A 26,872-nucleotide genomic window follows, 5' to 3' on the forward strand; every position below is an offset into this window, starting at 1 on the left:
GCGCCGAAGAGGGTCGGCGGAGGGAAACGGAAGGCAGTCTTCGGGAACGAGCTGACGCCAGCTAGGGCGAGGGGGCCGATAGGCCTGTAGGAATCAGGTGAAAGGGGCGCGGACACCGCGCCCCGTCGCAGGGTGGTTTCAGGGGGTACCGGCAGGGGCGGAGGCTGATTGGTCGGCACGATAGCCGCGCGCACCGAACCAGATGATGTACAGGTAGCACACCAGCGGCACGGCAAAGGAGGGCAGCAGGCCGATACGGTCGGCGAAGAAGGCTTGCACCAGCGGCATCAGCGCGCCGCCGACGATGGCCATGCAGAGCAGGCCGGAGCCTTTGCTGGTGAGGTTGCCCAGGCCCTCCAGAGCGAGAGAGAAGATGGTCGGGAACATGATCGAATTGAACAGGCCGATCAGGATCAGCGCCCACATCGCCACGTGCCCGCCCAGGGTCAGCGCTATGCCGATCAGCACCGCGATGGCCACGGCGTTGAAGGCCAGCAGGCGGTTCGGCGCGATCGCGCGCATCAGGGCGCTGCCGATGAAGCGACCGACCATGGCGCCACCCCAGTAGAACGACAGGTACTTGCCGGCCTGCTCCGCCGGCAGCCCGGCGATGTCCGGCTGGCCCATCAGGCTCACCAGGTAGCTGCCGATGGAGACTTCGGCGCCGACGTAGCAGAAGATCGCGATGACCCCGAACACCAGGTGCCGGTGGGCGAGGATCGACTGGCGGCCTGCCGCGCCATCGGTGGGTTCGCCGTGATGGATCTTCGGCAGGCGGAACAGGGCGATCAGCACGGCGATGGCGAACAGCAGCCCGGCCAGCACCAGGTAAGGCGTCTTCACCGAGTCGGCTTCGCTGGCGGCGGAACCACCGATCTGCGAAGCGGCACCGGCTCCGATGGCGAGGATGGTCACCGAACCCAGCAGCGGGCCGACCGTCGTGCCCAGGGAGTTGAACGCCTGGGTCAGGTTCAGCCGGCTGGCCGCGGTGGCGGCGGGGCCGAGCACATTCACGTAGGGGTTGGCCGCAACCTGCAGCAGGGTGATGCCCGAGGCGAGGATGAACAGCGCGGCGAGGAAGAACGGATAGGACTGCGAGCCGGCCGCCGGGTAGAACAGCAGGCAGCCGAGGCCGGCCGTGGACAGGCCGACGATGATGCCGCTCTTGTAGCCGACCTTCTCCACCAGCCGCCCGGCGGGGAAGGACATGATGAAGTAGGCGCCGAAGAAGCAGAACTGCACCAGCGAGGCCTCCACGTAGGACAGCGTGAAGACGGCCTTGAGGTGCGGCACGAGGATGTCGTTCAGCGAAGTGATCAGGCCCCACATGAAGAACAGCAGGGTCAGCACGGTGAGGGCGCTGGTGTGGCGTTGGGCGGTCGACTGGTCCATCGCGGACTCCTCGGGCCAGAGGTAGCGGGCTTGCCGGGGGCAAGGGTTCAGGGCGCGCGATGCTACAGCAGGCCTTCGCGCGAGTCCTCAAGCATTCGCCGGTGTTCGACAGCGCGGCGGCGATGTCCGATAGGTTTCTCTGTTCGGCTAGCGCGGCAACTCGATGCGTTCCTGCTCACCCGGCACCGTCGGCCAGTCGTGGGCGGCCCAGCGGGCACGAGCGTTGTCGATCAGTGCCGGGTCGCTGGCGACGAAGTTCCAGTTCATCCGTCGCGGACCATCCAGCGGCTCGCCGCCGACGATCACGGCATGGCAGTCGCCGCAGGCACTGAGGGTGAAGGTTTCACCTTCGGGCAGCACCACCAGCTCGTGCGGTGACAAGGGCTCGTCGTCCAGGAGGGCCTCTCCCTCGATGAGGTAGAGCGCCCGTTCGGGGTGTTCGTCGGGTATCACCAGGGTCGCGCCAGCACTGAGTTGCAGGTCGGCGTAAAGCGTTCTGGAGTGCACCGGCACCGGTGACTCCAGGCAGAAGCCGGTGCCGGCGATCATGCGGATGCGCACGCCCAGGTGGTCGCTTTCCGGCAGGCTGGCGCTGGCGTGGTGGCTGTAGCTGGGCTCGCAACTCTCGAGCTCGCGCGGCAGAGCCAGCCAGACCTGCAGGCCGTGCAGGCGCGAGCCGCTGTGCAGCAGGTCGGCGGGGGTTCGCTCGACGTGGGCGACGCCGCGGCCGGCGGTCATCCAGCTGACGTCGCCGGGCAGTACCCGCTGGTCCGAGCCGAGGCTGTCCTTGTGCTGCACCTGGCCCTCGAACAGGTAGGTGAGGGTGGACAGGCCGATGTGCGGGTGCTGGCGGATGTCCATGCCATGCTCCGGCGCGAAGCTGCTTTCGAGCATGTGGTCGAAGAACACGAAGGGGCCGATGCTGCGCCGCTGTGCAGACGGCAGGGGCCGCAGGATGGGCACGCCCTCGACGTCTTCGGCGCGCGGGCGGATGGCTAGCAGGCTGTCGCTCATGATGATGTCCAGTGGTCCGATCCACGCATGATAGACGCTTGGCGCCATGCCTACCCACGCGGCGCCAAGCTGTCATCAGGCTGTCACGGCGATGTCATAGCCTCGCGCGGACCCCAACAAGGAGCGCGACATGCCCATTTCCCGCCTGCCAGCAGTCCTGGCTCTCTCCCTGGCTTCTGCCTTCGCCTCCTCGGCCTTTGCCGAAGTGCGCGTCAACGGCCCGGTCGAGTACGGCGTCTTCGTCAGCAACTACAAGGATTACCAGCCGGGCGAGCGCGTGCTGACGCGCAGCGAGCAGGAGCTCGAGTCCACCACCCGCGTGCCGGCCAAGCTGGGCACCAAGTTCGGCCTGCGCTACCAGCTCAGTGGCAAGGTCGAGGGCGATACTCCGCTGACGCTGCTGTACTTCACTCCCGGCGTGGTCAGCCCCGATGGCCAGCGCCACGACAAGTTCGAAGTGGTGCAGAAGCTGGTCGTGGGCGCGCCCACCGATGTGATGGCCTACCAGTTCACCGAGAATCATGAAGTGGTACAGGGCCAGTGGCGCTTCATGGTGTTTCAGGGCGATCGCCTGCTGGCAGAAAAGACCTTCACCGTCGAACAAATCACGCAGTAATAACCCTCTGTAAGAGAAGGGCCCGGTCATATGCCGGGCTTTTCTTTGCCTGTTGAAAGAGACGGATTACATCCTTTCCATTGGCAGAGGGGAAACAGTTTGTTACTTTGCCTGCACGATAGTCCCAACTCCAGCGTGCAAGCAGAAGAGGAGGGGGGGCCATAGCGCCCGCAAGCGCTCTGGCAGGAGTGTTACTGCACGGCGGCCCGGTTTTGTCCGAGGCTGGCGGCAGCCGAGAAACGAATAAGAACAGCTCTGGCCGCAATGACCGGGGCGATAAATCTTGGCCATGGAGGTAATGCTGTCTATGAACAGTCGATTGGGTGCGCGCTCGTCCATTTTCTGGGCGCCGCGGCGGGCGGGGGCGGTGATGGGACTCTTGCCGCTGCTGGTGGCGGGCTCGGCCCAGGCTCTGGAGTTCAAGCTGGCCGACAACGAGATCACCGGCTCGCTGGACAGCACGCTGTCCTACGGCGCCATGTGGCGCGTGCAGGGCCGCGACAAGAGCAACATCAGCGACATCAACGCCGACGACGGCAACCGCAACTTCGACACCGGCCTGGTTTCCCAGGTCTTCAAGCTCACTTCCGACCTCTCGGCCAAGTACCAGAACTATGGCCTGTTCATGCGTGGCACCGCGTATTACGACACGCAGATCATGGACAAGCGCAACGACTACTACGACACCACCAATGGCGTGGAGCGTCCCAGTCAGTCGTACCCGCAGGACGACCACTTCACCGACGACACCCGGCATATCGCCGGCCGCAAGGCCGAGCTGCTGGATGCCTACCTGTCCGGCAGCTGGGATGTCGACGAGCACCCGCTGACCGGCCGCGTCGGCCGCCAGGTGCTGAACTGGGGCGAGGGCGTGTTCTACCGTGGTGGGGTCAACACCATCAACCCGGTCGACGCCGCACGCTTCCACCTGCCGGGTTCCGAACTCAAGGAAGTGCTGGTGCCGGTGGAGGCCCTGAGCTTCAACCTCGGCCTGACCGACGACCTCTCCATGGAAGCCTTCTACCAGTGGAAGTGGAAGGAAACCCGCCTCGACTCGGTCGGTACCTACTTCTCCGATACCGACCTGTTCAGCGATGGTGGCGAAACCGCCTATACCACCGAAACCGACCCGCTGATCAAGGAACTGCTGGCCGGCTACCCGACGGTCGCCTCTCTCGGCCTGCTGGGCAACGGCCCGCATGGGCCGAACGCCTTCCTCGATCCGAACACCGGCACCTTCAAGGTGGCAAACATCGGCAAGGACATCGAGGCGCGCGACGACGGCCAGTTCGGCGTGGCGTTCCGCTACATCGCCGAGGAGCTCAACTCCACCGAGTTCGGTTTCTACTTCGTCAACTACCATGCCAAGGAGCCGCAGGTCGCGGTCGATCTGCGCAACTACCAGGGTGTCGATGTCGACGCGTTGAACAGCCTGCTCGGCCCGCTGGGCCTGGGCGAGGCGGTGCCGGGCCTGGCCACGCTGGACATGGCGAGCAACGCCGAAGCCCGCCGTGACTATGTCGAAGACATCCGCATGTACGGTTTCAGCTTCAACACCACCCTGGGCGATGCCTCGGTATCCGGCGAGATCGCCTACCGGCCGAACATGCCCATCAGCATTTCCGCCACCGACGACCTGCTCGGCGACCTGCTGACCCAGGGCGTGCTGGGCCAGACCAACCTCTACGACGGCAATGTGGCCGCCGGGCAGGCCTGCGCCCAGGTGGCCGGCAAGCAGCTGTGCCGCGGCAGCCTGTTCGAGAACTATGAACGCGCCGAGACCTACAACATCTCGCTGTCGACCATCTACAACTTCGGCCCGCACCTGACCTTCGACTCCATGACCGGCGTGGCGGAGCTCGCCTCCGAGCACATCCGTGGCAGCAGCCTGAAGTACACCGCCTGGGACGGCACCGAGCGCAAGTTCGTCGGCGCCCAGGACAAGGCCTACGTCGGCGGCAACGACGACGACGTGCAGATCAGCCGCGACAGCTACGGCTACACGCTGCTGCTCACCGGTAGCTGGAACGACGTCTACGCTGGGGTGAAACTTTCGCCCTACGCCGTCTACCAGGAGGACTTCAGCGGCAACTCCGACCGCACCGGCAACTTCATCGAAGGCCGCAAGGCCTACACCCTCGGCATCGACGCCAGCTACCTGAACACCTTCGAAGTCGGCACCCAGTACACCAACTACTACGGCGCCGGCTCCAGCAACTCCATGCGCGACCGCGACAACGTCTCGATCACCGCGAAATACTCGTTCTGATCCGGAGAGGACCATGTACAAGAAGAGTTCCCTGATCGTCCTTGCCACGCTGACAGCCCTCGCCGTCACCGATGCGCGCGCTGCCGTCTCGGCCGACCAGGCTGCCCAGCTGAAGAGCAGCCTGACGCCCATGGGCGCGGAGAAGGCCGGCAACGCCGCTGGCACCATTCCTGCCTGGAGCGGCGGCCTGACCTCGGCACCCGCCGGCTACAAGGGGCCGGGTGCGCACCATGTCGATCCGTTCGCTGGGGAGAAGCCGAAGTTCGTCATCACCAAGGCCAACCTTGACCAGTACAAGGCCAACCTGACCGCGGGGCAGATCGCACTGTTCAACGCCTATCCGGACAGTTACCAGATGCCGGTCTACGAGACCCACCGTACCGGTTCGGCGCCACAGTGGATCTACGACAACATCTACAAGAACGCCACCAGTGCCAAGCTGGTGGAGGGCGGCAACGGCTTCTCCGACGCCTACGGCGGCGTGCCGTTCCCGATCCCGAAAAGTGGCGTGGAAGCGGTGTGGAATCACATCGCCCGCTACCGCGGCACCTATATCGTGCGGCGTTCGTCCCAGGCCGGCGTGCAGCGTAACGGCGCTTACTCGCTGGTGACCTCCCAGGACGAGGCGCTGTTCCGTTTCTACGACCCCAAGGGCAGCTACGACAAGCTCGGCAATACACTGTTCTACTACATGACCTTCACCACCGCGCCGGCTCGCCTGGCCGGCAACGGCGCACTGGTCCAGGAGACCCTCGACCAGGTCAAGGAACCGCGCCAGGCCTGGGGTTACAACCCCGGCCAGCGCCGCGTGCGCCGCGCCCCGACGCTGGCCTACGACACTCCGATCGAAGACTCCGACGGTCTGCGCACCGCCGACGACACTGACATGTACAACGGCGCGCCGGACCGCTACGACTGGACACTGGTGGGCAAGAAGGAAATCTACATTCCCTACAACAACTACCAGATCACCAGCCCGGAGGTTAAGTACAAGGACCTGCTCACCCCGGGCCACGTCAATCCCAAGTACACCCGTTACGAACTGCACCGCGTGTGGGTAGTGGACGGCAAGCTGAAGCCCGGCGCGCGGCACATCTACTCGCGCCGCACCCTCTACCTCGACGAGGACAGCTGGGGCGCCGCCGTGGTGGACCAGTACGACGGCCGCGGCGAGCTGTGGCGCGTGTCGCTGGCCTACCTGAAGAGCTTCTACGAGCAGCCGATGGTGTGGACCGCCCTGGACACCTTCCATGACCTCCAGGCGCACCGCTACAGCATCCAGTGGCTGGACAACGAGGAGCCTGGCACCGCCGACTTCAGCCAGCCGGCCCCGGACGACTCCAATTTCAGTCCCTCGGCGTTGCGCCGCAAGGCCTCTCGCTAAGCGAGCAAACGACAAAGGCCCCGCAAGGGGCCTTTGTTTTTCGGCTAGCGCGGAGATGCTCCGTGCTTGCCGGCAGCCCAGGCGCTTTGTGGCTCGCCAGCCGCTAGCAGATCCGCGGTAGTTGCTCTCCTGCGAGCCAGTCGACGATGCGGCGGCCACCGAAACGGGTTTGCATCTGTACGAAGCCGTGCCCGTCCTCGATGACGCTGCCGATTCGCGCCGCCTGTGCGCCCAGCGGATGGGCGCGCATCACTTGCAGCAGGGTGTCGGCGTCGCGCGCGTCGCAGATCGCCACCAGCTTGCCTTCGTTGGCGACGTACAAGGGATCGAGCCCGAGCAATTCGCAGGCGGCTTCCACCTGCGGCTGCACCGGGATGGCGGCTTCATCGAGCAGCATGCCCACGTCGGATTGCCCGGCGATCTCGTTGAGCGTCGTCGCCAGCCCGCCGCGCGTGGGGTCGCGCAATACGCGTATGCCTGGTACGGCTTCGAGCATGCACATCACCAGACCGTGCAGTGCTGCACTGTCGGACCGTATCTGTGTCTCGAACTCCAGGGATTCGCGTTGCGAGAGGATCGCTACGCCGTGCTCGCCGATGCAGCCGGACACGAGGATCACATCGCCGGCGCGCGCGCGGTTGCCGCTGGTATCGATGCCGGCGGCCACCACGCCGACTCCGGTGGTGCTGATGAACACGCCATCGCCCTTGCCACGCTCGACCACCTTGGTATCGCCAGTGACGATGGCGACGCCGGCTTCCTGCGCGGCGCGGCCCATGGATTCGGCAATGCGCTTGAGGTCGGCGAGGGGGAAGCCTTCTTCGAGGATGAAGCTGGCCGACAGGTACAGGGGGCGAGCGCCGCTCATGGCGACATCGTTGACGGTGCCGTGTACCGACAGGCTGCCGATATCGCCACCGGGGAAGAACAGCGGCGAGATCACGTGGGCGTCGGTCGCCATCACCAGTCGCTCACCCGTGCCCAGCACCGTAGCCAGTGTCGCCCCATCGTTGCCCTGGCGTAGCCAGGGATTGTCGAAGGCGCGCAGGAAGATTTCCTCGATCAGTTGCGCCGAGGCCCGGCCGCCGGAGCCGTGGGCCATCTCGATGCGGCCGTCGCGCAGGTTCAGAGGGCGCACGTAGGCGCGTCTGACGGCAGTGGGGGAGGTCATACGCGGGTTACCTCGATGTCCTTGTAGCGCCCGTAGGCGTAGTGCGCGGCGCAGGCGCCCTCGTTGGAAACCATGCAGGAGCCGACAGGGTTCTCCGGGGTGCAGACCGTGCCGAACAGTCGGCAGTCGACAGGCTGTTTCTGCCCGCGCAGGATCGGCCCGCAGTCGCAGGCCTTGTGGTCCGGTACGGACTGGTAGCACAGGGCGAAGCGCGCTTCGGCGTCGTGCCGGGCGAAGGCCGGGCGGATGCGCCGGGCGCTGGCGGGCATCTCGCCCAGGCCGCGCCATTCGAAGCATTCGCGCAGTTCGAAGACCTCCTCCATCAACGCTTGCATCGGCCGGCTGCCTTCGTCGCTGACGGCCCGGATGAATTCGTTCTGCACCTCGGCGCGGCCTTCGTTGACCTGCTGCACGAGCATGAGTATGGACTGCAGCACGTCCAGCGGTTCGAAGCCGGCGATCACCACCGGCTTGCGGTAGCGCCGGGCGAACTCGCCATAGGCACCTGCGCCGATGACCACGCTGACGTGTGCCGGGCCGATGAAGCCGTCCAGCGCTACCGCCTGTTCGGCCGGTGCGTCGAGAATGTGGGCAATGGCGGGCGGGGTGAGGACGTGGCAGCAGAGCACGCTGAAATTGTCCACTGCGCGCCGCGCCGCTTCGCGAATCACCAGGGCGGTGGGTGGGGTGGTGGTCTCGAAGCCGACGGCGAAGAACACCACTTCGCGCTCAGGGTTGGCCTCGGCGATCTTCAGCGCGTCCTGGGGCGAGTAGATCATGCGGATGTCCGCGCCCCGGGCCTTGGCGCGCAGCAGCGAGAGTCCATCGGAGGCTGGCACGCGCATCGTGTCGCCGTAGCTGCAGAGGATCACCTGCCGCTCCATGGCCAGGCGGATGGCCAGATCGATACGCCCGATCGGCAACACACAGACCGGGCAGCCGGGCCCGTGGATCAGGCGTACGTTGGTTGGCAGCAGGTCGCTCACGCCATAGCGGGAGATAGCATGGGTATGGCCGCCACAGAATTCCATGAAGCGGTATTCCCGTTCCGGCTGTGCCACTGTGCGGATGCGTTGGGCGATCTGCCGGGCGAGTTCGCCGTCGCGGTATTCATCGATGTATTTCATGGCTCCAGCCCCTGGGACTGGCCCAGCTCATTGAACAACTCCAGGGTGCGCTGCGCTTCTTCCGGGTCGATCAGCCCGAGGGCATAGCCCACGTGGACGATCACGTAGTCACCCAGCTGCGCGCCATTGACCAGCGCCAGGGAGATTTCCTTGCGGATGCCGCCGAGATCGACCAGCGCCTGGTCGTTATCGCGCAGTTCGACCACGCGGGCGGGAATGGCTAGACACATGGGGCAATATCCTCCAGCGGCAGCGCCGCCTCACAGGCCGGGGCGGCCCACTGCGCGGCGACCCAGGCCTGCCCCAGGGCCAGGCCGGCATCGCCGCAGGAAACGGTTTGCGTGCCGAATACACACCGCCCCTGAAGTGACAGAAGATCGCTCAATTGCGCGCTGAGCAGGCGATTGGCAAAACAGCCGCCGCCCAACAGCACCGAGAGTTCCGTGGGCTGCTGTGCCACCCAGTCGGCCAGGGCGGCGGCGAGGGTCAGGTGGAACAGGGCGGCGCCTTCATGGGCGCGGCCCTGGTCGGCCAGCTCGAACAGTCGGGCCAGCAGCGGCAGGAGATCCAGGCGCCCGTCGTGGCGCACTTGCCAGAGTCCGGCGACGTCCGGGGCCGGATGCTGACTCAGATAGTCGGTTGCGCAGCGTTCGAGGGCGATCGCTGCTTCGGCTTCGAAGGCCTGGCGCACACTCAGCCCGAGAATACCGGCGGCGGCATCGAACCAGCGTCCGGCGCCGCTGCTGGTCGGGCAGTTGAGCTGACGTTCGAGCATCCGGGCCACGGTGGCGGCAGGCTGGGCGCCGACCAGTGGGGCCAGGCGCGGGCCGATCTCTTCGCTGCGTCTGAGCAGATGCAGCGCCGCGGCCACCAGCCGCCATGGCTCGCGAGCGGCGATATCGCCACCGGGGAGGGGCAGCGGCAGTAATGCTCCGAGGCGACGCCAGGCGCCGTGGTCGACCCACAGCAGCTCGCCGCCCCAGGCGTTACCGTCAGTGCCCAGGCCCACGCCATCCAGTGCCAGTCCGAGGGCCGGCCCCTGCAGACCGTGTTCGGCCTGAAGGGCGGCGATGTGCGCATGATGATGCTGCACGCCCAGCGCCGGGACGCCCAGGCGAGCTGCTACATCGAACGCCAACCGGGTGCTGTGGAAGTCCGGGTGCAGGTCATGGGCGATGGCGCGCGGGCGGGTTTCGGCATGGCCGAGCAAGCACTCCAGCGAGTCTTCCAGCGCCAGGCAGTTGTCCGGTTCACCGAGGTCACCGTGTACCGGGGACCAGATGACCTGATCGCCCTGCAGCAGACAGGCGCTGTTCTTCAGCCATGCGCCGCAGGCCAGAACCGGCGGCCAGGTCGCAGCGCCGGGCAGGCTCTGGATTCTCAGCTCAGTCATGGCGCGCCTTGAGCTGAGCGAGCTCCGCTTCCAGGGCGGCAATGCGCGCGGACCGGGCATCGGCGCGCAGTGTCCGGTCGCCGAGCAGCCAGTCCAGCCAGGCCTGCATGCCGCTGCCATTCCGGGCGCTGAGCTGGATCACGCGCAAGCCGGGGTTGACCCGCTGGGCATACTCCAGGCAGCGCTGCACGTCGAAGTCCAGATGCGGCAGCAGGTCGGTCTTGGTCAACAGCATCAACCCCGCCGCCGCGAACATGTCGGGGTACTTCAGCGGTTTGTCCTCACCCTCGGTCACCGACAGAATCGCCACCTTGGCCGCTTCACCCAGATCCCACAGGGCAGGGCAGACCAGGTTGCCGACGTTCTCGATGAACAGAATGCCGGCCGGGGCGTGGGGCTTGACCGGACGCAGTGTGCCGGCGCCCAGCCCGGCGGCGGGCGCCTGCAACGGCATGGCATGGGCGTGTCCATGATGGGCGTGCACTGCGTCGTGCAGCGGCAGGCGCGCGTAGGCGTCGGCGACCATCCGCGCATCGAGATGGCAGCCCTTGCCGGTGTTGACCTGGATCGCCGCGACGCCGGTGGCGCGAATGCGCTCGGCATCATTGCTGGTCTGCTGGTCGCCTTCGATCACCGACAGCGGCAGGTGCGGGTGCTGTGCACGCAAGGCTTCGAGGGTGGCGCAGAGCAGGGTCGTCTTGCCCGAGCCGGGGCTGGACACCAGGTTCAGGGCGAGCACCTGGTGGCTTTCGAAGCCCTGGCGATTGCGTCTGGCATGGCGGTCGTTCTCGCCGAGGACATCCTGCTCGATCTGGATGGTGCGCGACTGGCTGACGCCGGGCAGGGACACCCCGGCGGTGCCCAGGCCGTAGTGCAGGTCGCCACCTGCATCCATCACATCGGTACTGGGTGCAGAGTCTGGTGCGGGATGCGAGTGACTGTCATGGGAGTGGCCGCTGGAGCAGCCGCAGACGACGCACATGGCGTTCCTCCTGTCGCGGGATCAGTGGTCCTCGACCTGCAGGTCGAGGATTCGCAATTGGGTGCCGGCATTGGGTTGCAGCCAGAAGCCGCCACACTGCGGGCAGGGAGCACCGCGCTGGACCAGCGGTACGTTGGTGGCGCAGTCCAGACACCAGGCCTGGCCGTCGGGCTGTTCGATCTCGATCTGTGCGCCTTCGAGCAGGCTGCCGGGAGCGATGGCCTCAAGGGCGAAGCGCAGTGACTCGACCTCGACTCCGGCCAATTTGCCGGCCTCCAGGCGCAGGCGGCTGACGCGCCGGAACGGGTCCTTGCGCGCGGCGTCGTCAACGGCGGCGAGAATGCCCCCGGCCAGACTGACCTCATGCATCGTGCAACGCTCCTGCAGTATTGACTGGGGTGAGCACGGGACTTTCCAGTCGGTAGGGAAGGCAAGGATCGAATACCGCCAGCAACAGTTCCGCCTGGCGTGCTGCCATGGCATCGTCGGGCAGGGTCTCAAGCGCCCGCGCCAGCGTTCCACGAGGATGCAGGTTCCACTCGGTAGGTGCCAGTATCCGGTAGTCACAGATTTTCCAGCCTCCGGGGGCGGGTTCGAGGCGTACCCGGTGCAGCAGCAGGCCACGGGCGGTTTCGCTCCAGGCCAGCGCCTGACTTTCGCCCAGAGCCAGTGCGCCCATCTCCAGCGGTGCGGCAGGCGCCTGACTCAGTTCGACGAGGTCGGCCAGGCGTGCGCCCAGGCGCAGCCAGGCGGTGTCGTAGCGCTCCGGGCGGGTTTCCCGTCCGCGCGTCCAGGCGCCGGTCTCGCGCGGTTCGCCGCACAGTTCGGGACGGCGCAGGAAATCCTCTTCACCGCCCAGGCTTCGGCCGATTTCCAGCAGGCTGGCCGGGGTGGTCGGCAGTGCCTGGGCCGATAGCACAAGCGCCTCAGCACGCCGACGGCAGTCGTGCAGCAGGCGGGCCAGAGGGTGATGGCTATGGAGGCTCCACTCCAGCAGAGCCTTGCGTGGGTCGGTGTGCCAACGTTGCAGCCAGTCCTGGGCTGAGCCATCGAACCAGCTGTCGAGGTTCTGAGCCGGCCGGGGCGAGAGCAGCTTCACGCCGGATCGCGGGCCTGCCAGAAGACGCGGCCAATCCAGCAGGATATGCCGCAGGTGTTCGCGGATGTTTTCCTCGCGAAGGCGCTGTCGAGCCTGATCATCAGGCTCGCCGCCGCCCTGTATCGCGGCTTGCAGCGCCAGTTCGGCAGTCAGCCGATGGGCCTGGCCGCAGAGGCTGTAGATCAGCGGAAGATGACGCACTGCCGCTTCCGCCGGCTGCCCGCGCAGCAAGCGTCCGGCCAGTGGCGGGCGACCACCGAGCAGTGCCGGCTGCTGCGCCGGGCGCACGCGTAGCGAACCGGCCAGACGCGAAAGGCCTTCGCCAACACTCATTGGCGGGCTCCTGCCAGGCGGAAGAACAAGCCACGGCGGCTCGGGTTGGCCGGCTGTTCAACGGGCGGACGGCGTAGAGCGGCCAATACCCGGTGAGCCATATCCCGAGCGCTTTGTGGGTCGCGGAACTCGAACATGGGCGAGAACAGCGAGCAGCTCCGGTAATGGCCGATTCGTTCATCGACGCTGCCGATGAAGCTCAAGCGTTCGCCACCCAGTGCATACTCGCAGGTGATGCCTTCGGCGGGGGAGTTCCGGGTGTCGTCGGGTAACCAGACCAGGTTCATGCACCAGGGCGTGATGAGGATGCCGAGCAATCCACTGCTGGATTCCGGGCCCAGACGCTGAGGGGCAAAATCGATTGCCTCGACTCCCAGTGCCGGGTTGAGTAACGGCAGGCCGCGCATGCGCGTGTCGGCAATCTCGCGAAAGCGCTGCGCCAGGGCTTCGGCGCGGGCGAGCGGGTCAGTCATCGAGCACCATGAACTGCTCGGCCTCGCCATCGCAATTGGGGCAGCGCCAGTGTGCGGGCAACTGCGCGAACGGCGTCCCCGGCGCGATCTGCCATACCGGATCGCCCTGGGACGGATCGTAGACCCACCAGCAGATCTTGCATTCCAGGCGTGCATCGTCCGGTAGCCGATTGCGGTCGCCCAGGTAGCTGCCTTCGAAACCTGCACGCTCGCTCATTGGTCGGCCCCGGCCAGCTCACTTTCGAACCATTGGATGACGTCTTCGAAACGTTCCAGCGAGTCGGCGATGTCTTCTGGCGCGGCGAGTACCACTTCGGGCAGGTCGGTGACTTCGATGGTGTCGAGGATCAGCGCGTCCTGGGAGTTGAAGTAACGCACCCGCCAGCAGTTGGGCGCGCGGGTGTTGCTGATGCGGCAGTTGCCGTAGCCGCGCGCCAGGATCAGCACGGTGCCTTCACCCAGGCGCTGGTCGAGAAAGGGCACATCCTGTTCGGAGAGCGGTAGCAGGCTGAGGTTGATGACATGAGCCGCGCTGCCGGGGCGCCAGTTGAGGGTGCGATCCTGCAGTTCGGTGAGGAGCGCCGGGGCGTTCATCACGCCTCCCGGCAGCGGTAGCACTGGTACGAACACCTCGGTCGAGACGTCGAGCTTCGTGGTGCGCCGCAGCAATGCCGGGGCCGCGTCCACGTCGATGTAATCATGCCCGGCACCGAACACACGCCAGACACCGGCGAAAATCGATTCCTGGATGCGTACACCGTCGGCGCCGCCGATTCGCGCGCTGACTTCGCCTTCGCCGAGCAGTTGGTCGAGCAGGACTCGATCAGCCTCGCTATAGGTATGCAGGTCGAGGCTCGGCGGCGCATCGCCGGCGCGCCGGCTGCGCAGCATGTGGAGGATTTCGCCCAACGCCTGGCGTGCGCCCGGCGTGGCGTCCAGCGTCTCAGGCTCGGGAAGCCTTGGCGACGCGTGGGTGTACATGCCCTGCGGCATGCTGATGTATTCCAGCGTGGCGTCGTCCTCGGGTTGTGAGCCGGGGCCGATGTCCATCAGTGGGATGTACTGGAGCGGGTCCATGGGACGGGCGCCGTTCACTGGCAGCCTCCTGGCACAGGTTGTACGGCTTCGCTGCGCAGCGGGATCAGCGCGTTACCCTGCTGCAGGGCGTCCTCGGCCAGGCGCAGGTAGGCATCCCAGTCGCGCATGCCGTCGATCTGGGTGACGTAGCCACCATCGCGCAGCCAGATGATGCTCGGCCAGCGGCGCAGGGCGAAACGCTCGGCCAGGGCTGCTTCGTCCGCGCGGCGCCCAACGCCCAGGCGCGGGTGGCAATCGTGGCGGGCAGCGAGCGTCCTGCACAGCTCGGGCAGTATCACCGCCACGTCGAGGCTTTCGGGATGGCGCACCGGGTCGCCGCAGAGGAGCAGCAAGGCTTCGCCGGACTGGGCGAGCCAGGCATCGAGGTTATCCAGGCCCACCCAACTGGCGGCGAATTGCTCGACCAGGCGGGTGATCAGCGGCGGTACGTCGGGGGTGGCAGGCAGGGGCGCCAGGAAGGCGGCGGACTCGCTCATAGGGGCTCCTTGGAAAGTGGTTGGCCTAGCAGGCTGGCGAGGTGCTCGGCGCTCATGGCCGAGGGCAGGGCGAAGGCGGGCTGGCTATCGGCGGGTTCGCCGTGCAGAGCGGCGTCGAGCAGGGTGAGGGTGGCGTGGATTTCCGCTGCGCGTTCAGGCGCCAAGCGCTCGCGAGCCGCATCGATGAATACCAGCAGCCAATCGCCGATGGCGCACTCGTCCACCAGAACGGTGTCGATCCAGCGTTGCTGGCCCTGGCGGTCGCTGCACAGCGCTGCGCCGGGGCGGACGGCGAGGACGTTCATGGGAAGGCCGATGCACATGTCAGCTGCGCCGCCCGAGGATGCGTTCGTCGCCGACGCGGCAGGCATCCTGCTCGCTGGGGCGCTCGCTTTCGTAGCGCTGCAGGTCCAGGTTCAGCATCGTCACGGCTTCCTCTTCAGGCAGCGGCGCGGTCCGTGTACGCGGCGCGCCTCCCCAGTCCTCGAGTACCTGCCGGGCGGCGTCGATGGCCAACTCCAGTGCGGCCTTTACGGGTGGGCGCAGGCTGCCGCCGTAGTCGTCCATGCGCTCGGGCTGGCAACCCATCAACAGAACCCGCTGAGGGTAGTGGCCGGTGAGCTGGGCCAGCATCAGCACTTCCTGGAAGCCCGTCTGGTGCAGGCTGAGCTTCTTCACGCCGAGAAAGCGCGGCACCTCGTCATCCGCGACGAACTTGAGGGTGCCGGGCGCCATGTTGTAATCCACCGCGTCGAAGATCAGCAGGTAGTCGGCCTGCTGCACATGCTGGATCAGGTACAAGCCCTGGGTGCCGCCATCGATCAGGGTAACGTTGCCGGCGAACTCGTAACGTTGCTGCAGTGCCTCGACGCAGCGCACGCCAAAACCTTCGTCGGCCCAAAGCAGGTTGCCGATGCCGAGCACGGTGATGCGCGGCGAGGAGGAGGTCGGGTTCATTTCTTCAGGCTCTTGTAGCCGGTGATGATGCTGCCGATCAGGTTCAGGCGGCCGTAGATTTCCTCACGCACGGCGGCATACACATGCGCCATGATGAAGATGACCATCAGCCACAGGCCCAGGTGGTGGAGGGTGCGCACATTGTTCGACCCTCCCAGCAGCGGCATTACCCAGCCGAACAGGCGCTCCTGCCAGGAGCCCATCTGCGCGCCCTCGCCATACAGGGCGAAACCACTCACCAGCATGAACAGCGAGGTGAGCAGGAAGACGAACACCATGGCGAATCGGGACAGCGGGTTGTGGCCGAACATCGGTTTCGGTACCGGTCCCATCGCCAGGTAATAGCGCAGCCAGACACCGAAGCTGAGCCAGTAGGCCTTGCTGGTGAGGGGAACCCAGAACAGCTCGCGGGCATGCTGATTGCCGACCAGAGCCCAGTAGGCGCGGCCGACGATGCCAATGGCGAACAAGTAGGCCGCGGCGAAATGGGCGAAGCGGATATAGCCCATCAGGAAGTTGGCACTGGCTTCGCCTGGTTGGGTGGGTAGTGGCGAACCGATGAAATAACCACTCACCGCGAGCACCAGGATGCAACTGGCGTTGATCCAGTGCCATAGGCGCACGGGTGCCTCGTAGACGTATTCGCTGTGATGCTCGGACATGTCGTCACCTCAAGTGCGCCGGGAGCGCGCTGGCGCCCGGCGTCTGGCTGCTGGGTGGCTCAACGCACGGTGACCGTGCTCAACTCGACGCCTTCCTCGCTCATCACGTGGGTCGCGCAGGCCATGCAGGGGTCGAAGGAGTGCAGCGTGCGAAGGATTTCCACCGGCTGATCGGCCACCGCGACCGGGGTGTTCATCAGTGCGGCCTCGAAGGCGCCGATCTGACCTTTGCCGTCGCGCGGGCTGCTGTTCCAGGTGCTGGGCACCACGCACTGGTAGTTCTCGATGCGCCCATTCCTGATGCGTATCCAGTGGCCGAGCGCGCCGCGCGGCGCGGCAACGCTGCCCACGCCCTTGGCTTCGGCGGGCCAGGTCTTGGGGTCCCACTTTTCGACGTTGGCGGTGGCGCGGTCGCCGTTGCGGATGTTCGCCATCAGCTCGTTCCAGTCGTCGACCATCATCTCCGCGCAGTATTCCGCTTCCAGCGCGCGGGCAAGGGTGCGGCCGATGGTGCTCGGCAGCAGTTGCTTGGCGCTGTAGTCGGTTTCGCCCAGGCCAAGGGCGCGGGGCAGGTCATGGTTGACCGCCTGCAGCGAGCCTTCCAACTGCTCCTTGACCCGTTGGCAGTGCGGGTTGCCCTTGAGTGCGTGGGCATAGCCGAGGATATAGCGGGCCAGCGGACCGACCTCCATGGCATGGCCGCGCCAGCGCGGCGACTTGACCCAGGAGTATTTGGCGCTTTCGTCGATCTCCTCGATCGCGGTGCGGGAACCCTTGGTGGCGGCGCCCAGCTCGTAATGCGGCTCGGTGATGCCATCCCAGGGGTGCAGGCCCTTGTCGTTGTCCGGGTACTGGTACCAGGAGTGGTTGACGAACTCCTGTACCTGCTCCGGGTCGCGCAGATCCACCGGCAGGATCTCGTCCCAGTTGCCATTGAGGATGGCGCCGCCGGGCAATTGGTTGGTGCTGTCGTCGTAATTGACCTTGGCATAGGTGCCGTAGTCCATCACGTTGCTCGCCGCCAGGCCGCCGCCATGCAGCCAACCCTGCTGTTTGTACAGAGTGCCGATTGCCAGAACGTCGGGCACATAGACGTTGCGCACGAACTCAAGCGCTTCGTCGATGCGGGCGCGCACGAAGTTCAGCCGCTCCATGTTCAACGGAGCGCCGGCGGCGAGGTCGCCATCGATGTTGATGGCGCAGGGTACGCCGCCCACCAGATAGTTGGGGTGGGGGTTCTTGCCGCCGAAGATGGTGTGGATCTTTACCCACTCCTTCTGCAGGTCCAGTGCTTCCAGATAATGGGTGACCGCCATCAGGTTGGCTTCCGGCGGCAGCTTGTACGCCGGATTACCCCAGTAGCCGTTCATGAACGGACCGAGCTGGCCGCTTTCGACGAACTTCTTCAGGCGGTTCTGCACGTCGCGGAAATATCCGGGCGAGGACTTCGGATTCGCCGGTGAAACCAGTTGCTGCAGCTCCGAGGTTGCCTTGGGATCGGCCTTGAGCGCCGAGACCACGTCGACCCAGTCCAGCGCGTGCAGGTGGTAGAAGTGCACGACGTGATCGTGCACCTGCAGGGTCTTGGCCATCATTTCGCGGATCAGGTGGGCGTTGGGCGGTATGTGGATACCCAGCGCGTCCTCCACCGCGCGTACCGACGCCAGGGCGTGACAGCCGGTGCACACACCGCAGATGCGTTCGACGAAGGCCCAGGCATCCCGCGGGTCGCGCCCCTTGAGGATGACTTCGAGGCCGCGCCACATGGTGCCGGTGGATACGGCATTGCGGATCACGTTGTTGGCATCGAGATTGACCTCGACACGCAGATGGCCCTCGATGCGGGTCACGGGGTCGACGACGATGCGCCGGCCGCTGTTGTCCAGATCGAAACCCTGGGTGGAATAATTGCTCATGGATCAGGCTTCCTGTACTGCGTTCAGGCGTCGTGCGTGGAGGTATGGGCCTTGCCGTTGCTGGCGCGCTTGATGGCGGAGACCGCGGCGTGGGCGGCGATTGCCGCACCGACCGTGCCGGCAGCGGCCAGGCCGATCTGGTCGGCGTTGGCCTCCACGCCGAAGGCGTTGATGTCGGTCAGGTGCTGGTAGAACGAGCCTTTGTCCCAGAACCCTTCTTCCGAGCAGCCGATGCAGCCGTGCCCGGACTGGATCGGGAAGCTGGTGCCGCCGTTCCAGCGCACGGTGGAGCAGGCGTTGTAGGTGGTCGGGCCTTTGCAGCCGACCTTGTACAGGCAGTAGCCCTTGCGCGCGGAGTCATCGTCCCAGGCCTCGACGAACTGGCCTGCGTCGAAATTCGGTCGGCGATAGCATTTGTCGTGAATGCGCTGGCTGTAGAACATCTTCGGCCGCCCCTGGCGATCCAGCTCCGGAATGCGGTCGAAGGTCAGCATGTAGGTGATTACCCCGGTCATCACCTCGGCGATGGGCGGACAGCCGGGCACCTTGATGATGGGCTTGTCGGTGATCACCTTGTGGATCGGCACCGCCTGGGTCGGGTTCGGCTTGGCGGCCTGCACGCAGCCCCAGCTGGCGCAGGAACCCCAGGAGATGATTGCCTTGGCGTCGCGGGAGACGCGCTTGAGCTGCTCGACGAAGGGCTTGCCGCCAATGATGCAGCTCATGCCGTCCTGGTTCAGCGGCGGGTTGCCTTCGACGGCGAGGATGTAGTTGCCCTTGTACTTGGTCATCACCTCATCGAGGATCGCCTCGGCCTGGTGCCCGGCGGAGGCCATCAGGGTGTCGTCGTAGTCGAGGGAGATCATCGACAGCACGACGTCCTTGGCCAGCGGGTGCGCAGAACGGATGAAGGACTCGGAGCAGCAGGTGCACTCCAGGCCGTGCAGCCAGAGCACCGGCGTTCGCGGTTTGTTCTCCATGGCCCAGGCGATCTGCGGCATGAAGGCCGGGCCCAGCCCCAGCGACGTGGCGGTCAGCGAGCAGAATTTGATGAAGCTGCGCCGCGAGATGCCCTGCCTGCGCATTACTTCATAGAAGGTTTCGGTCACTTGTTTTCTCCTCGGCCAGGCTTTTCTTGCTCTTTGGAATGGCTTGCGCCGGCGTTTCTGACACGGCGTAAGGGACCGTCACGGCGGACCGGCAGGCCGGCGTGACGGTGGGATCGGGGGAGGAAGGGGCAGCCGGCGCGTGATCATGGCGATAGGCTGCAGGGTGCGATGGGGACGTGCGTTGAAATGGCATACCCGGCCACTTCAAAACCTGTGCCATTTGGTCGCATGACGGGATACGACTTTTTTCCAGGCCGAAAAGGCCGGTACGGCAGGGTTTCGCACCGTCAGGTAGCGGTCTTCCAGAAACGCTGAGGGCCCTGGCTGGAAAGTTGATTACCGCTTTGGAGTCTGAACTGGAAACACTGTGATCAGTTGTTCAGGCCGATGCCAGGTCCAGCCGGTCATAGCCCTTGTAGCGATAGAACGCCCAGGACAGCAGCCAGGTAGCGACGAACAGGCCGATGATCAGGTAGCCGAGCAAGCCGAACTGCTCGTTGACTTCGGCAATGAAGTCCCACGCGGCGCCTTCCAGTCCCAGTTGCCCGGCCAGCAGGTTGAGGGCTTCCATGCCACCCACCAGCAGCGCCACCAATATGGAAGCGGAGGTGATGGTGAGGTTGTAGTAGAGCTTGCGCGCAGGGCGCACCTGGGCCCAGCGATAGGCGCCGGTCATCAGCACGCTGTCGACGCTGTCGACCAGGGCCATGCCGGCGGTGAACAGCGCAGGAAACACCAGAATCGAGACCATCGGCAGGTTCTGCGATGCCTGGCTCGCGGCAATGCCGAGTAGGCCGATTTCCGTGGCGGTATCGAAGCCCAGGCCGAACAGGAAGCCCAGCGGGTAGAGATGCCAGCTTCGGCGAATGAGGCGGAACAGCGGGCGCGCCAGGCGTGCGATTGGGCCGCTGCCGGTGAGCATGCCCTGCAGTTCAGCTTCGCCGAGCCGCTCACCTTGGCGGACGCGGCGGAAGGCGCGATAGACCGAACGCAGGATCACCAGGTTGATCAGCGCTACCAGCAGCAGGAAAGCCGCCGACACCGAGGTCCCGATCAGTGCGCCGATACCGTGGAAGGCTTCCAGTTCGTCCTGCAGGCTGGCAGCGCTGAGGGCGATCAGTACCGAGGCGAGGATCACCACGCTGCTGTGGCCGAGGGAAAAATACAAGCCGACGCTGGCGGTCCTCTGGCCCTCCTGGATCAGTTTGCGCGTGGCGTTGTCGATGGCGGCGATGTGGTCTGCATCCACTGCATGGCGCAGGCCGAAACTGTAGGCGAGCACAGCGGTGCCCAGCAGCATCGGATAGTCGCTGAAGGCGACCAATGCCCAGGCCCAGGCTAGAAGATTGATGCTGAACAGGCCGATGAACAGCGTGATGGTGGAGCGGGGCGAGGCCGGGTGAGGCATGGGGTCTCCAGCTGTCTTGTATGAAGAATCAAAAAATCGTCATACAAGCGCTGTGCCAATCCCTCGGGCGCGGCAAATGGCCGGTGCTCGTGGTGCGGATGAGTCGATTGCCGGTATGGCTCGCGCAGTGGAAAGCTATTCTCCGTTGCGGTCAGTCCAGGCTCGGCAGGCGCAGGTGGAACTCCGCACCGCCCGAGTGGTGATTGCCCGCCGTCAGCGTGCCCCCACACCGCTCGACGATGCCGTAACTGATCGCCAGGCCCAGGCCGGTGCCTTGTCCGGCAGGCTTCGTGGTGAAGAAGGGTTCGAACACCTGGCTGAGGTGGTGTTCGGCGATGCCGGCGCCGTTATCACGCAGGCTCAGATTGGCCCAGCCGGGCTCGCGGGTCAGTTCGATCCACAGTTGCGGGGGCTCGGCCGTAGCATGGCGCGCGGCGTCGTAGGCGTTCTGGGTGAGGTTCATCAGCACTTGCAGCAACTGCCCGGCATTGCCCTGCACCTGCACATCGTCGGCGGGTTGCCAGTGCACGATCAGATCGGGTGCGGTGCCGCGGGTGATCCAGTGAATGGCACGCTCGATAACGTCATTGAGCGAGGCTTCGCCGGGGTGCCCGCGGTCCATCGCGGAAAAGCGCTTGAGTGCGCTGACGATATCGGCGGTGCGCTGCGCGCCTTCCAGCGTACCTTCGATCAACAGCGGCAGGTCGGCCAATAACGGATCGATGCGCAGTTGCCGTCGCAGCACCTCGCGCTGGTCGATCGGTTGCTCATCGTGTACGGCTTGCAGGTAGTCCTGCAGGCGTTTGCCATAGCCACCCAGGACGTGGGCATTGGCGAGCACGAAGCTGATCGGATTGTTCAGTTCATGGGCCACGCCGGCGACCAGGCGTCCCAGGGAGGCCATTTTCTCGGCGTGCAGCAGTTGCTGCTGGGTGCGCTTGAGCGCTTCGTGGGCCTCATGGAGTTGGCGGTAGGCGTGCTGCAGTTCGCCCAGTGGACGGCCTACCAGAACGTGCCCCAGGCAGCGACCATGCAGGCCACTGCGTACCGTGCAACTGAGGTCGACCGGTAACAACTCTCCCGCGTTGCCGCGAAAGTTCACTTCCAGGCTGGCACTGTCGTTGTCCCGGCGCAGGCCGCCGAGCAGGCTGCGCAGCCGCTGGATACTGGCGTCATCGCCAAGTAACGAGTAGACCGAAAGACCGAGCAGGCCTGCTTCGTCGCTGCTGACCAGGTTGCGCAGCGACTGGTTGGACTCCTCGATCAGCCCCTGCGGATCGCACGCCAGGAGGATGTCCGACATGGATGCCAGCATGCTGGCGATGAACTGCTGCGACTGCTCCAGTTCGGCGTTTTTCTGCTCCAGTTCGATCTCGTCCTGGACCAGTTGCGAGTAAACCTCATCCATCTTGACGATGACTTCCAGCCAGGCGTCTTCGTCCAGTTGCGACGGCGGTTTGCGGGCCATGCGTGTCAGCTCGTGGGATGCAGGTGGACGTGATCATCGGTCGAGGTCGCCACCGGGATCAGGTTCAGATTGCCGTGGCGTACGCCGCGTTCGGCGCTCAGCCGTTCGGCGAAGGCGCGGACCTGCTCCACCGGTCCGCGTAGCATCAGGCTTTCCAGGCAGTGGTCATGGTCCAGGTGGACGTGCTGGCTGGCAATGGTCAGGTCGTGGTGGTCGTGCTGCAGCGTCATGACTCTTCCGGCGAGCGTGCGCGAGTGATGATCGTAGACATAGCTGAGGTTGGCGACGCAGTGCAGCGACTCGGCGTCCTGGCACAGGCGCGACTGTTCGATGTGCCGGCGCAGCATGTCGCGCAGCGCCTCGGAGCGATTGCCGTACCCTTGGGCGCGAATCAACTGGTCAAGCGCATCGGCCAGGTTGTCGTCGAGGGAAATGGTCAGGCGTTGCATGGCGATACTCCGGGTCAATGCACGGTGCAGACCATGCAGGGGTCGAACGAGCGCACGATATGTTGCACCGCTAGCGGATTCTGTTCGCCAGGCTGCACCGGGGCGCCTTCCAGGGCCTGCTCCAGGGCTCCGGGACGGCCCTGGGCATCGCGTGGCGAGAAATTCCAGGTGGTCGGGGCGATGATCTGGTAGCTGGCGATTCGCCCTTGATCGACCGTGAGCCAATGCCCCAGCGCGCCGCGCGCTGCTTCTGTGAGGCCGACGGCGCTGCCGTTTTCGGGTAGTGGGCAGTCCAGATAATAAGGCTCGCCAGTGCGCAGGGCGAGCAACCAGCCCTCCATCAGTGGTATGACCTGTGCCAACTCCACCAGGCGGGCCAACAACCGCGTGTAGACGCTACCGCCACAGCGAGCCGCTGCCTCGCGCAACAAGGGCTGGCCGCGGATCAGCTGGCGGGCGAGTGCGCCGGTTTCCAGCACGGCGCCGGCCAGGCGCGGTGCCTTGTTCCAGGTGTAGGCCGTGTTCTTGTCCAGGCTAGGCTCGGTCACGCCGACGGAGGGATGCAGCGGGCCTGCGCTATCGTGCAGCCAGGCATGGCTCGCGTCCTCGCGAATCTCATCCAGTACCAGCGGGCGGACCTGCCTTGTCGCCGCATCCCACAGGCCGCGTTGGAAAGCCAGCGTGCCGTCGGCCTGCGGATAGGCGCCATAGGACAGGTAGAGTCCCGGCCCCTGGCCCAGGCGTTCCAGACCGCTGTCCAGGACGATTCGCAGGAACTGACGCAGGTCGCCGTGCCCCGGCGCTTCGGCGTACCAGGACCACAGCTGATCTTCACTGGAGAGCCCGGCGATGCGCTCGAGGGACGCTGCGAACAGCTCGTTCTCCAGGAACTGGCGAAACTCGCGCACCCGCGTCAACAGGCGCAGGCGCTCGGCCGGATCGATGGCGCGGGTGGAGCCGCCGGGATGGATGGAGCCGGTGTGGGGCCACTTGCCGCCCAGCGTACCGATCAGGTCCAGCCAGCGTTTGCGCGCGGCCAGGGCCAGACGCTGCTGGCTGCCGGTGTGCGGCGTGAAACGCTGTACCGCATCGGCGAACCAGGGGCGGTCGGCATACAGCGGGCGCACGAAGTCCGGCATGAAGAACAGGTAGAAATGACTCAGGTGGTCGGCGAGATTCTCTGTCGCGGCCATCAGATTGGTGGCGATCAAACCGTTGGCGGGTGGCTGAACGCCGGCCAAAGCACCGAGCGCCCGTGCGGCAGCGACTGACTGGGATACCGAACAGATGCCACAGATACGCGGGGCGTAGACCAGCGCGTCGAGCGGTGGATGATCACGGAGGATCTGTTCGAAGCCCCGGTACATGGTGGCGTTGACCTGGGCCGAGCGCACCCGGCCGTCCTCGATATCCAGCTGGACTTCGAGGTCACCTTCGACACGGTTGAACGGGCCGACCAGCAGGCGTGTCATGGGCGAATTCCCTAGCGGCGGGTGCGGTGGATGACGGGTGCGATCAGCGTATGGTCGGCGGTGGCGTTCTGCTTGACGCGTTCCGGGGTGGCCGATTTCGACAGGGCCGCCAGGGCGACGAACCAGGCCTTGGGCATGTCGGTGGGCAGGCCGATGGGGATGCCGGCGCGCTTGGGCGTGAGGTGGAAGCCGTGGCCGGGCTCCTCGAACCCGGGCGCCGTGCAATTGATGCAGGCGTAGCCGCCGCGGGTGCAGGAGCCCTCGCCATTCCACAGGCGGTTGTTGCAGTCGCCGTGGGCCTGGGTGCCCTTGCAGCCGAGGTTCTCCATCATGCACCCCAGGTCGGAGGGTTTTACCGCACTGGCTTTGTACTCGTAGAACTCGTTGCGCGTGCAGCCGTGATGGACCAGTTGGTCGGCGTAGAAACGCGGGCGGCCCAGGGCGTCCATGTCGGATGCACAGAACAATCCGGCTGCCAGGGCCATCAACGTATCGGTGACCCAACCTGGATGAGTGGGGCAGCCAGCGACATTGATCACCGGTAGCCCTTTGCGCGAGCGGTATTCGCCCCCCAGCAGGCCGCCGAGACGCTCGCCGTCGTACTGCAGGCCGCAGGCGTCGGTGGGGTTGTTGCCGGCTGCGGTGATGCCGCCGTAGGCGGCACAGGTACCGATGCCCAGGGTGTAGTCGGCGACATCCGCCAGGCGCCGCACCCACTCGATCATCGCCACGCCGGTGCCGGCCAGTAGATGGAAGCGACCGCTGCCATTGGGGCCGCGCAGCAGCGAACCTTCGATACAGAGTGCATTCAGATGCGTGCGTCCACTCAGACAGTCATCGAGGATCGATAACGCTTCATGCGCGCTTTCCAGCGACAGCGAGGGGTGCCACAGCAACTCGATCCCGGCGTTGCGCCACAGCCCGGCGAAGTCCTGGGTATCGGCGCACAACAGCGACATGTTGCAACCGCCGCAACCGCCGGACTGCAGCCAGAGAACGCGAAAAGGGGCACTCATGGCGATTCCTCCAGGCCGAAGCGGCGCAGTTTCTGGCGCAGGCCAACGCGCGACAGTCCCAGTTCGCGTGCGGCGTGGGTCTTGTTCCAGTGGTTGCGCAGAAGCGCTTCCTTGAGCAGGCCCGCCTCGATGGCGTCGAGTTGCTCCTGCAACGTGCCGGCTGGGACTCCAGGCACACAGGAGGAGGGGCGTGCGCGTTGTGCCTGGCCCTGAAGTACCTTCAGGGAAAACGCACGGGCGCCGACTTCCGCTCCCTCGGACAGCGCGGCGGCACGGTAGATCTCGTTGCGCAACTCGCGGATGTTGCCGGGCCACGGATAGTGCAGCAGGCTGCCCAAGGCGTCGGCGGCGAAATGCAGGCCGGGCAGGTCGAGTTCCTGGCTGGCGTCGGCCAGCAGTTTGCTGGCGATGGGAATGAGATCGCCGCTGCGTTCACGCAGCGGCGGCAATCCAAGGGATACTCCGGCGAGCCGGTAGTAGAGGTCGCCACGGAATCGCCCGTCGCGGACGTCGGCCTCCAGGTCACGGTGCGTTGCGGCGATCACTCGCACATCGACGCGCACCGACGTGCTGGCGCCGACCGGGCGAAGCTCGCCTTCCTGCAGAACGCGCAGCAGCTTGACCTGGAAGGCCGGCGAGGTGTCGCCGATCTCGTCGAGGAACAAGGTCCCGCCATGGGCGCGCTGGATCAACCCGATGTGATCCTGGTGGGCGCCGGTGAAGGCTCCGCGCTTGTGGCCGAAGAGTTCGGATTCGAGCAGCGAGTCCGGCAGCGCCGCGCAGTTCTCCATGATGAAGGCCTTGCCTGAACGCGGGCTGGCGTAGTGGATGGCGCGTGCCAACAGTTCCTTGCCGGTGCCGGACTCGCCGAGCAGCAGCACCGACAGATCGAAACGTGCCACCCGTGCCGCCAATTCGCACACGACGTCCAGGGGGCTGCCGGGCTCGCGCACGATGCGGGCGAAGTCGAAGGCGTCGCGGACTTTGTCCAGCACCTGCTGGCTGCGCCGACGAAGCACAGGCGTAGCTGTGCGCAACTCGACATCCAGATGCTGCATGTGGTTGTGTAAAGCACGACTTTCCACGGCGTTGCGCACCGTGGTGAGAAGGTGCTCGGGCAGCCAGGGCTTGAGCAGATACTGGTAGATGCCGGCCTGGTTGACGCCGGCGATGATGTCTTCGGAGTCGGTGTAGCCGGAGAGTACGATGCGCACGACCTCGGGCCAGCGCTCGCGCGCCTCCTTGAGAAACTCGATGCCTTGCACGCCGGGCATGCGCTGATCGCAGAGGATCACCGTGACCGGGTGGCATTCGAGCAACTCGCGGGCCTGCTCGGCCGAGTCTGCCAGCAGAACCTGGAACTCGCCGTCGAGCACTCGCGACAGGGCTTCGCGGGAGCGCAGTTCGTCATCGATGACCAGAACGGTCGGTAGGTGTGAGTCAAAGCCGCCGAGTGAAGACATGGACGCCGAATTCAAGTGTCACAGTGCAAGTGCCGGGGTAGCGGATCCGGCGGACGCCGAATCATGACATTCGAATCAGGCCGGCGAAAGGGAACACTACCATTGGACTAGGCCGGGCCCGCTAG

General features: G+C 65.6%; 27 protein-coding genes. 3 read left to right on the forward strand and 24 right to left on the reverse strand.

The genetic code is table 11. The features are described from left to right. Positions 1 to 138: 138 nt before the first annotated feature. Positions 139 to 1,392, reverse strand: coding sequence for a sugar MFS transporter (locus A9513_RS11180; protein ID WP_024762419.1), 1,254 nt, complete (start codon positions 1,390 to 1,392; stop codon positions 139 to 141). A 147-nt stretch (positions 1,393 to 1,539) separates the two neighbouring features. Continuing rightward, positions 1,540 to 2,406: a pirin family protein gene (locus A9513_RS11185; RefSeq protein ID WP_065084772.1), complete on the reverse strand. Its 867-nt coding sequence runs from the start codon at positions 2,404 to 2,406 to the stop codon at positions 1,540 to 1,542. A 130-nt stretch (positions 2,407 to 2,536) separates the two neighbouring features. Between A9513_RS11185 and A9513_RS11190 the strand changes: the two genes are divergently transcribed. The 3 genes from A9513_RS11190 to A9513_RS11200 all read left to right on the forward strand — a co-directional run bounded on the left by A9513_RS11190 (position 2,537) and on the right by A9513_RS11200 (position 6,675). Next, complete coding sequence (locus tag A9513_RS11190) at positions 2,537 to 3,022, forward strand: DUF3859 domain-containing protein (protein WP_065084773.1); 486 nt, start codon at positions 2,537 to 2,539, stop codon at positions 3,020 to 3,022. A gap of 307 nt (positions 3,023 to 3,329) precedes the next feature. Next, positions 3,330 to 5,291, forward strand: coding sequence for a DUF1302 domain-containing protein (locus A9513_RS11195; RefSeq protein ID WP_089285751.1), 1,962 nt, complete (start codon positions 3,330 to 3,332; stop codon positions 5,289 to 5,291). Between the two features lie 13 nt (positions 5,292 to 5,304). After that, complete coding sequence (locus tag A9513_RS11200) at positions 5,305 to 6,675, forward strand: DUF1329 domain-containing protein (RefSeq protein ID WP_024762416.1); 1,371 nt, start codon at positions 5,305 to 5,307, stop codon at positions 6,673 to 6,675. Between the two features lie 103 nt (positions 6,676 to 6,778). On the opposite strand, the gene hypE is transcribed toward A9513_RS11200, so the two are convergent. From hypE to A9513_RS11310, 22 genes are all read right to left on the reverse strand, one after another. Next, positions 6,779 to 7,813, reverse strand: a complete 1,035-nt coding sequence (hypE, locus tag A9513_RS11205) for a hydrogenase expression/formation protein HypE (RefSeq protein WP_277369433.1) — start codon at positions 7,811 to 7,813, stop codon at positions 6,779 to 6,781. A 29-nt stretch (positions 7,814 to 7,842) separates the two neighbouring features. Next, positions 7,843 to 8,973, reverse strand: coding sequence for a hydrogenase formation protein HypD (hypD, locus tag A9513_RS11210; protein WP_065084775.1), 1,131 nt, complete (start codon positions 8,971 to 8,973; stop codon positions 7,843 to 7,845). Then, positions 8,970 to 9,203: a HypC/HybG/HupF family hydrogenase formation chaperone gene (locus A9513_RS11215; protein WP_065084776.1), complete on the reverse strand. Its 234-nt coding sequence runs from the start codon at positions 9,201 to 9,203 to the stop codon at positions 8,970 to 8,972. Before A9513_RS11215 ends, hypD begins: the two co-directional genes overlap by 4 nt. Then, positions 9,194 to 10,366 carry a hydrogenase maturation protein HypF gene (locus tag A9513_RS11220; protein ID WP_065084777.1) on the reverse strand — a complete coding sequence of 391 codons (1,173 nt, stop codon included), beginning with the start codon at positions 10,364 to 10,366 and terminating at the stop codon, positions 9,194 to 9,196. The genes A9513_RS11215 and A9513_RS11220 overlap by 10 nt, the downstream gene beginning before the upstream one ends. Then, on the reverse strand, positions 10,359 to 11,348 hold the full coding sequence (gene hypB, locus A9513_RS11225) for a hydrogenase nickel incorporation protein HypB (protein ID WP_065084778.1): 990 nt from the start codon (positions 11,346 to 11,348) through the stop codon (positions 10,359 to 10,361). The genes A9513_RS11220 and hypB overlap by 8 nt, the downstream gene beginning before the upstream one ends. A gap of 21 nt (positions 11,349 to 11,369) precedes the next feature. Beyond that, positions 11,370 to 11,717 (reverse strand): hydrogenase maturation nickel metallochaperone HypA, encoded by a 348-nt coding sequence (locus A9513_RS11230; RefSeq protein WP_024762411.1) that lies wholly within the window; start codon positions 11,715 to 11,717, stop codon positions 11,370 to 11,372. Continuing rightward, complete coding sequence (locus A9513_RS11235; RefSeq protein ID WP_065084779.1) at positions 11,710 to 12,780, reverse strand: hypothetical protein; 1,071 nt, start codon at positions 12,778 to 12,780, stop codon at positions 11,710 to 11,712. The genes A9513_RS11230 and A9513_RS11235 overlap by 8 nt, the downstream gene beginning before the upstream one ends. Then, a complete protein-coding gene (gene hybE / locus A9513_RS11240; protein ID WP_065084780.1) occupies positions 12,777 to 13,253 on the reverse strand; it encodes a [NiFe]-hydrogenase assembly chaperone HybE in 477 nt (158 codons plus the stop codon). The genes A9513_RS11235 and hybE overlap by 4 nt, the downstream gene beginning before the upstream one ends. Continuing rightward, positions 13,246 to 13,470, reverse strand: a complete 225-nt coding sequence (locus A9513_RS11245; protein WP_037013159.1) for a rubredoxin — start codon at positions 13,468 to 13,470, stop codon at positions 13,246 to 13,248. Before A9513_RS11245 ends, hybE begins: the two co-directional genes overlap by 8 nt. Next, the gene (locus A9513_RS11250) at positions 13,467 to 14,348 is read right to left on the reverse strand and encodes a hydrogenase expression/formation protein (RefSeq protein WP_235376349.1); all 882 of its coding nucleotides are present in this window, start codon (positions 14,346 to 14,348) and stop codon (positions 13,467 to 13,469) included. Before A9513_RS11250 ends, A9513_RS11245 begins: the two co-directional genes overlap by 4 nt. Beyond that, positions 14,345 to 14,827, reverse strand: coding sequence for a hydrogenase (locus A9513_RS11255; protein ID WP_065084781.1), 483 nt, complete (start codon positions 14,825 to 14,827; stop codon positions 14,345 to 14,347). Before A9513_RS11255 ends, A9513_RS11250 begins: the two co-directional genes overlap by 4 nt. After that, positions 14,824 to 15,150: a HypC/HybG/HupF family hydrogenase formation chaperone gene (locus tag A9513_RS11260; RefSeq protein ID WP_024762405.1), complete on the reverse strand. Its 327-nt coding sequence runs from the start codon at positions 15,148 to 15,150 to the stop codon at positions 14,824 to 14,826. The genes A9513_RS11255 and A9513_RS11260 overlap by 4 nt, the downstream gene beginning before the upstream one ends. Before the next feature lies 1 nt (position 15,151). Continuing rightward, positions 15,152 to 15,784, reverse strand: coding sequence for a HyaD/HybD family hydrogenase maturation endopeptidase (locus A9513_RS11265; RefSeq protein WP_038803163.1), 633 nt, complete (start codon positions 15,782 to 15,784; stop codon positions 15,152 to 15,154). Next, complete coding sequence (gene cybH / locus A9513_RS11270; RefSeq protein WP_037013164.1) at positions 15,781 to 16,446, reverse strand: Ni/Fe-hydrogenase, b-type cytochrome subunit; 666 nt, start codon at positions 16,444 to 16,446, stop codon at positions 15,781 to 15,783. The genes A9513_RS11265 and cybH overlap by 4 nt, the downstream gene beginning before the upstream one ends. Positions 16,447 to 16,505: 59 nt before the next feature. Beyond that, entirely contained in the window at positions 16,506 to 18,362 is a 1,857-nt protein-coding gene (locus A9513_RS11275) for a nickel-dependent hydrogenase large subunit (RefSeq protein ID WP_065084782.1), read from the reverse strand. Positions 18,363 to 18,385: 23 nt separating this feature from the next. Further along, complete coding sequence (locus A9513_RS11280; protein ID WP_024762403.1) at positions 18,386 to 19,471, reverse strand: hydrogenase small subunit; 1,086 nt, start codon at positions 19,469 to 19,471, stop codon at positions 18,386 to 18,388. A 379-nt stretch (positions 19,472 to 19,850) separates the two neighbouring features. Then, the gene (locus A9513_RS11285; RefSeq protein ID WP_065084783.1) at positions 19,851 to 20,879 is read right to left on the reverse strand and encodes a HoxN/HupN/NixA family nickel/cobalt transporter; all 1,029 of its coding nucleotides are present in this window, start codon (positions 20,877 to 20,879) and stop codon (positions 19,851 to 19,853) included. 151 nt (positions 20,880 to 21,030) lie between these two features. Beyond that, positions 21,031 to 22,347: a sensor histidine kinase gene (locus A9513_RS11290; protein WP_037013168.1), complete on the reverse strand. Its 1,317-nt coding sequence runs from the start codon at positions 22,345 to 22,347 to the stop codon at positions 21,031 to 21,033. 5 nt (positions 22,348 to 22,352) lie between these two features. After that, positions 22,353 to 22,796 (reverse strand): nickel-responsive transcriptional regulator NikR, encoded by a 444-nt coding sequence (gene nikR / locus A9513_RS11295; protein ID WP_024762400.1) that lies wholly within the window; start codon positions 22,794 to 22,796, stop codon positions 22,353 to 22,355. A 14-nt stretch (positions 22,797 to 22,810) separates the two neighbouring features. Continuing rightward, on the reverse strand, positions 22,811 to 24,268 hold the full coding sequence (locus tag A9513_RS11300) for a nickel-dependent hydrogenase large subunit (RefSeq protein WP_065084784.1): 1,458 nt from the start codon (positions 24,266 to 24,268) through the stop codon (positions 22,811 to 22,813). Between the two features lie 11 nt (positions 24,269 to 24,279). Then, a complete protein-coding gene (locus A9513_RS11305; protein ID WP_037013172.1) occupies positions 24,280 to 25,284 on the reverse strand; it encodes a HupU protein in 1,005 nt (334 codons plus the stop codon). Further along, positions 25,281 to 26,747, reverse strand: coding sequence for a sigma-54 dependent transcriptional regulator (locus A9513_RS11310; RefSeq protein ID WP_024762397.1), 1,467 nt, complete (start codon positions 26,745 to 26,747; stop codon positions 25,281 to 25,283). The genes A9513_RS11305 and A9513_RS11310 overlap by 4 nt, the downstream gene beginning before the upstream one ends. Positions 26,748 to 26,872: the final 125 nt, after the last annotated feature.

Source organism: Pseudomonas sp. AU12215, from assembly GCF_001675465.2.
Taxonomy (GTDB): Bacteria; Pseudomonadota; Gammaproteobacteria; order Pseudomonadales; family Pseudomonadaceae; genus Pseudomonas; species Pseudomonas nitroreducens.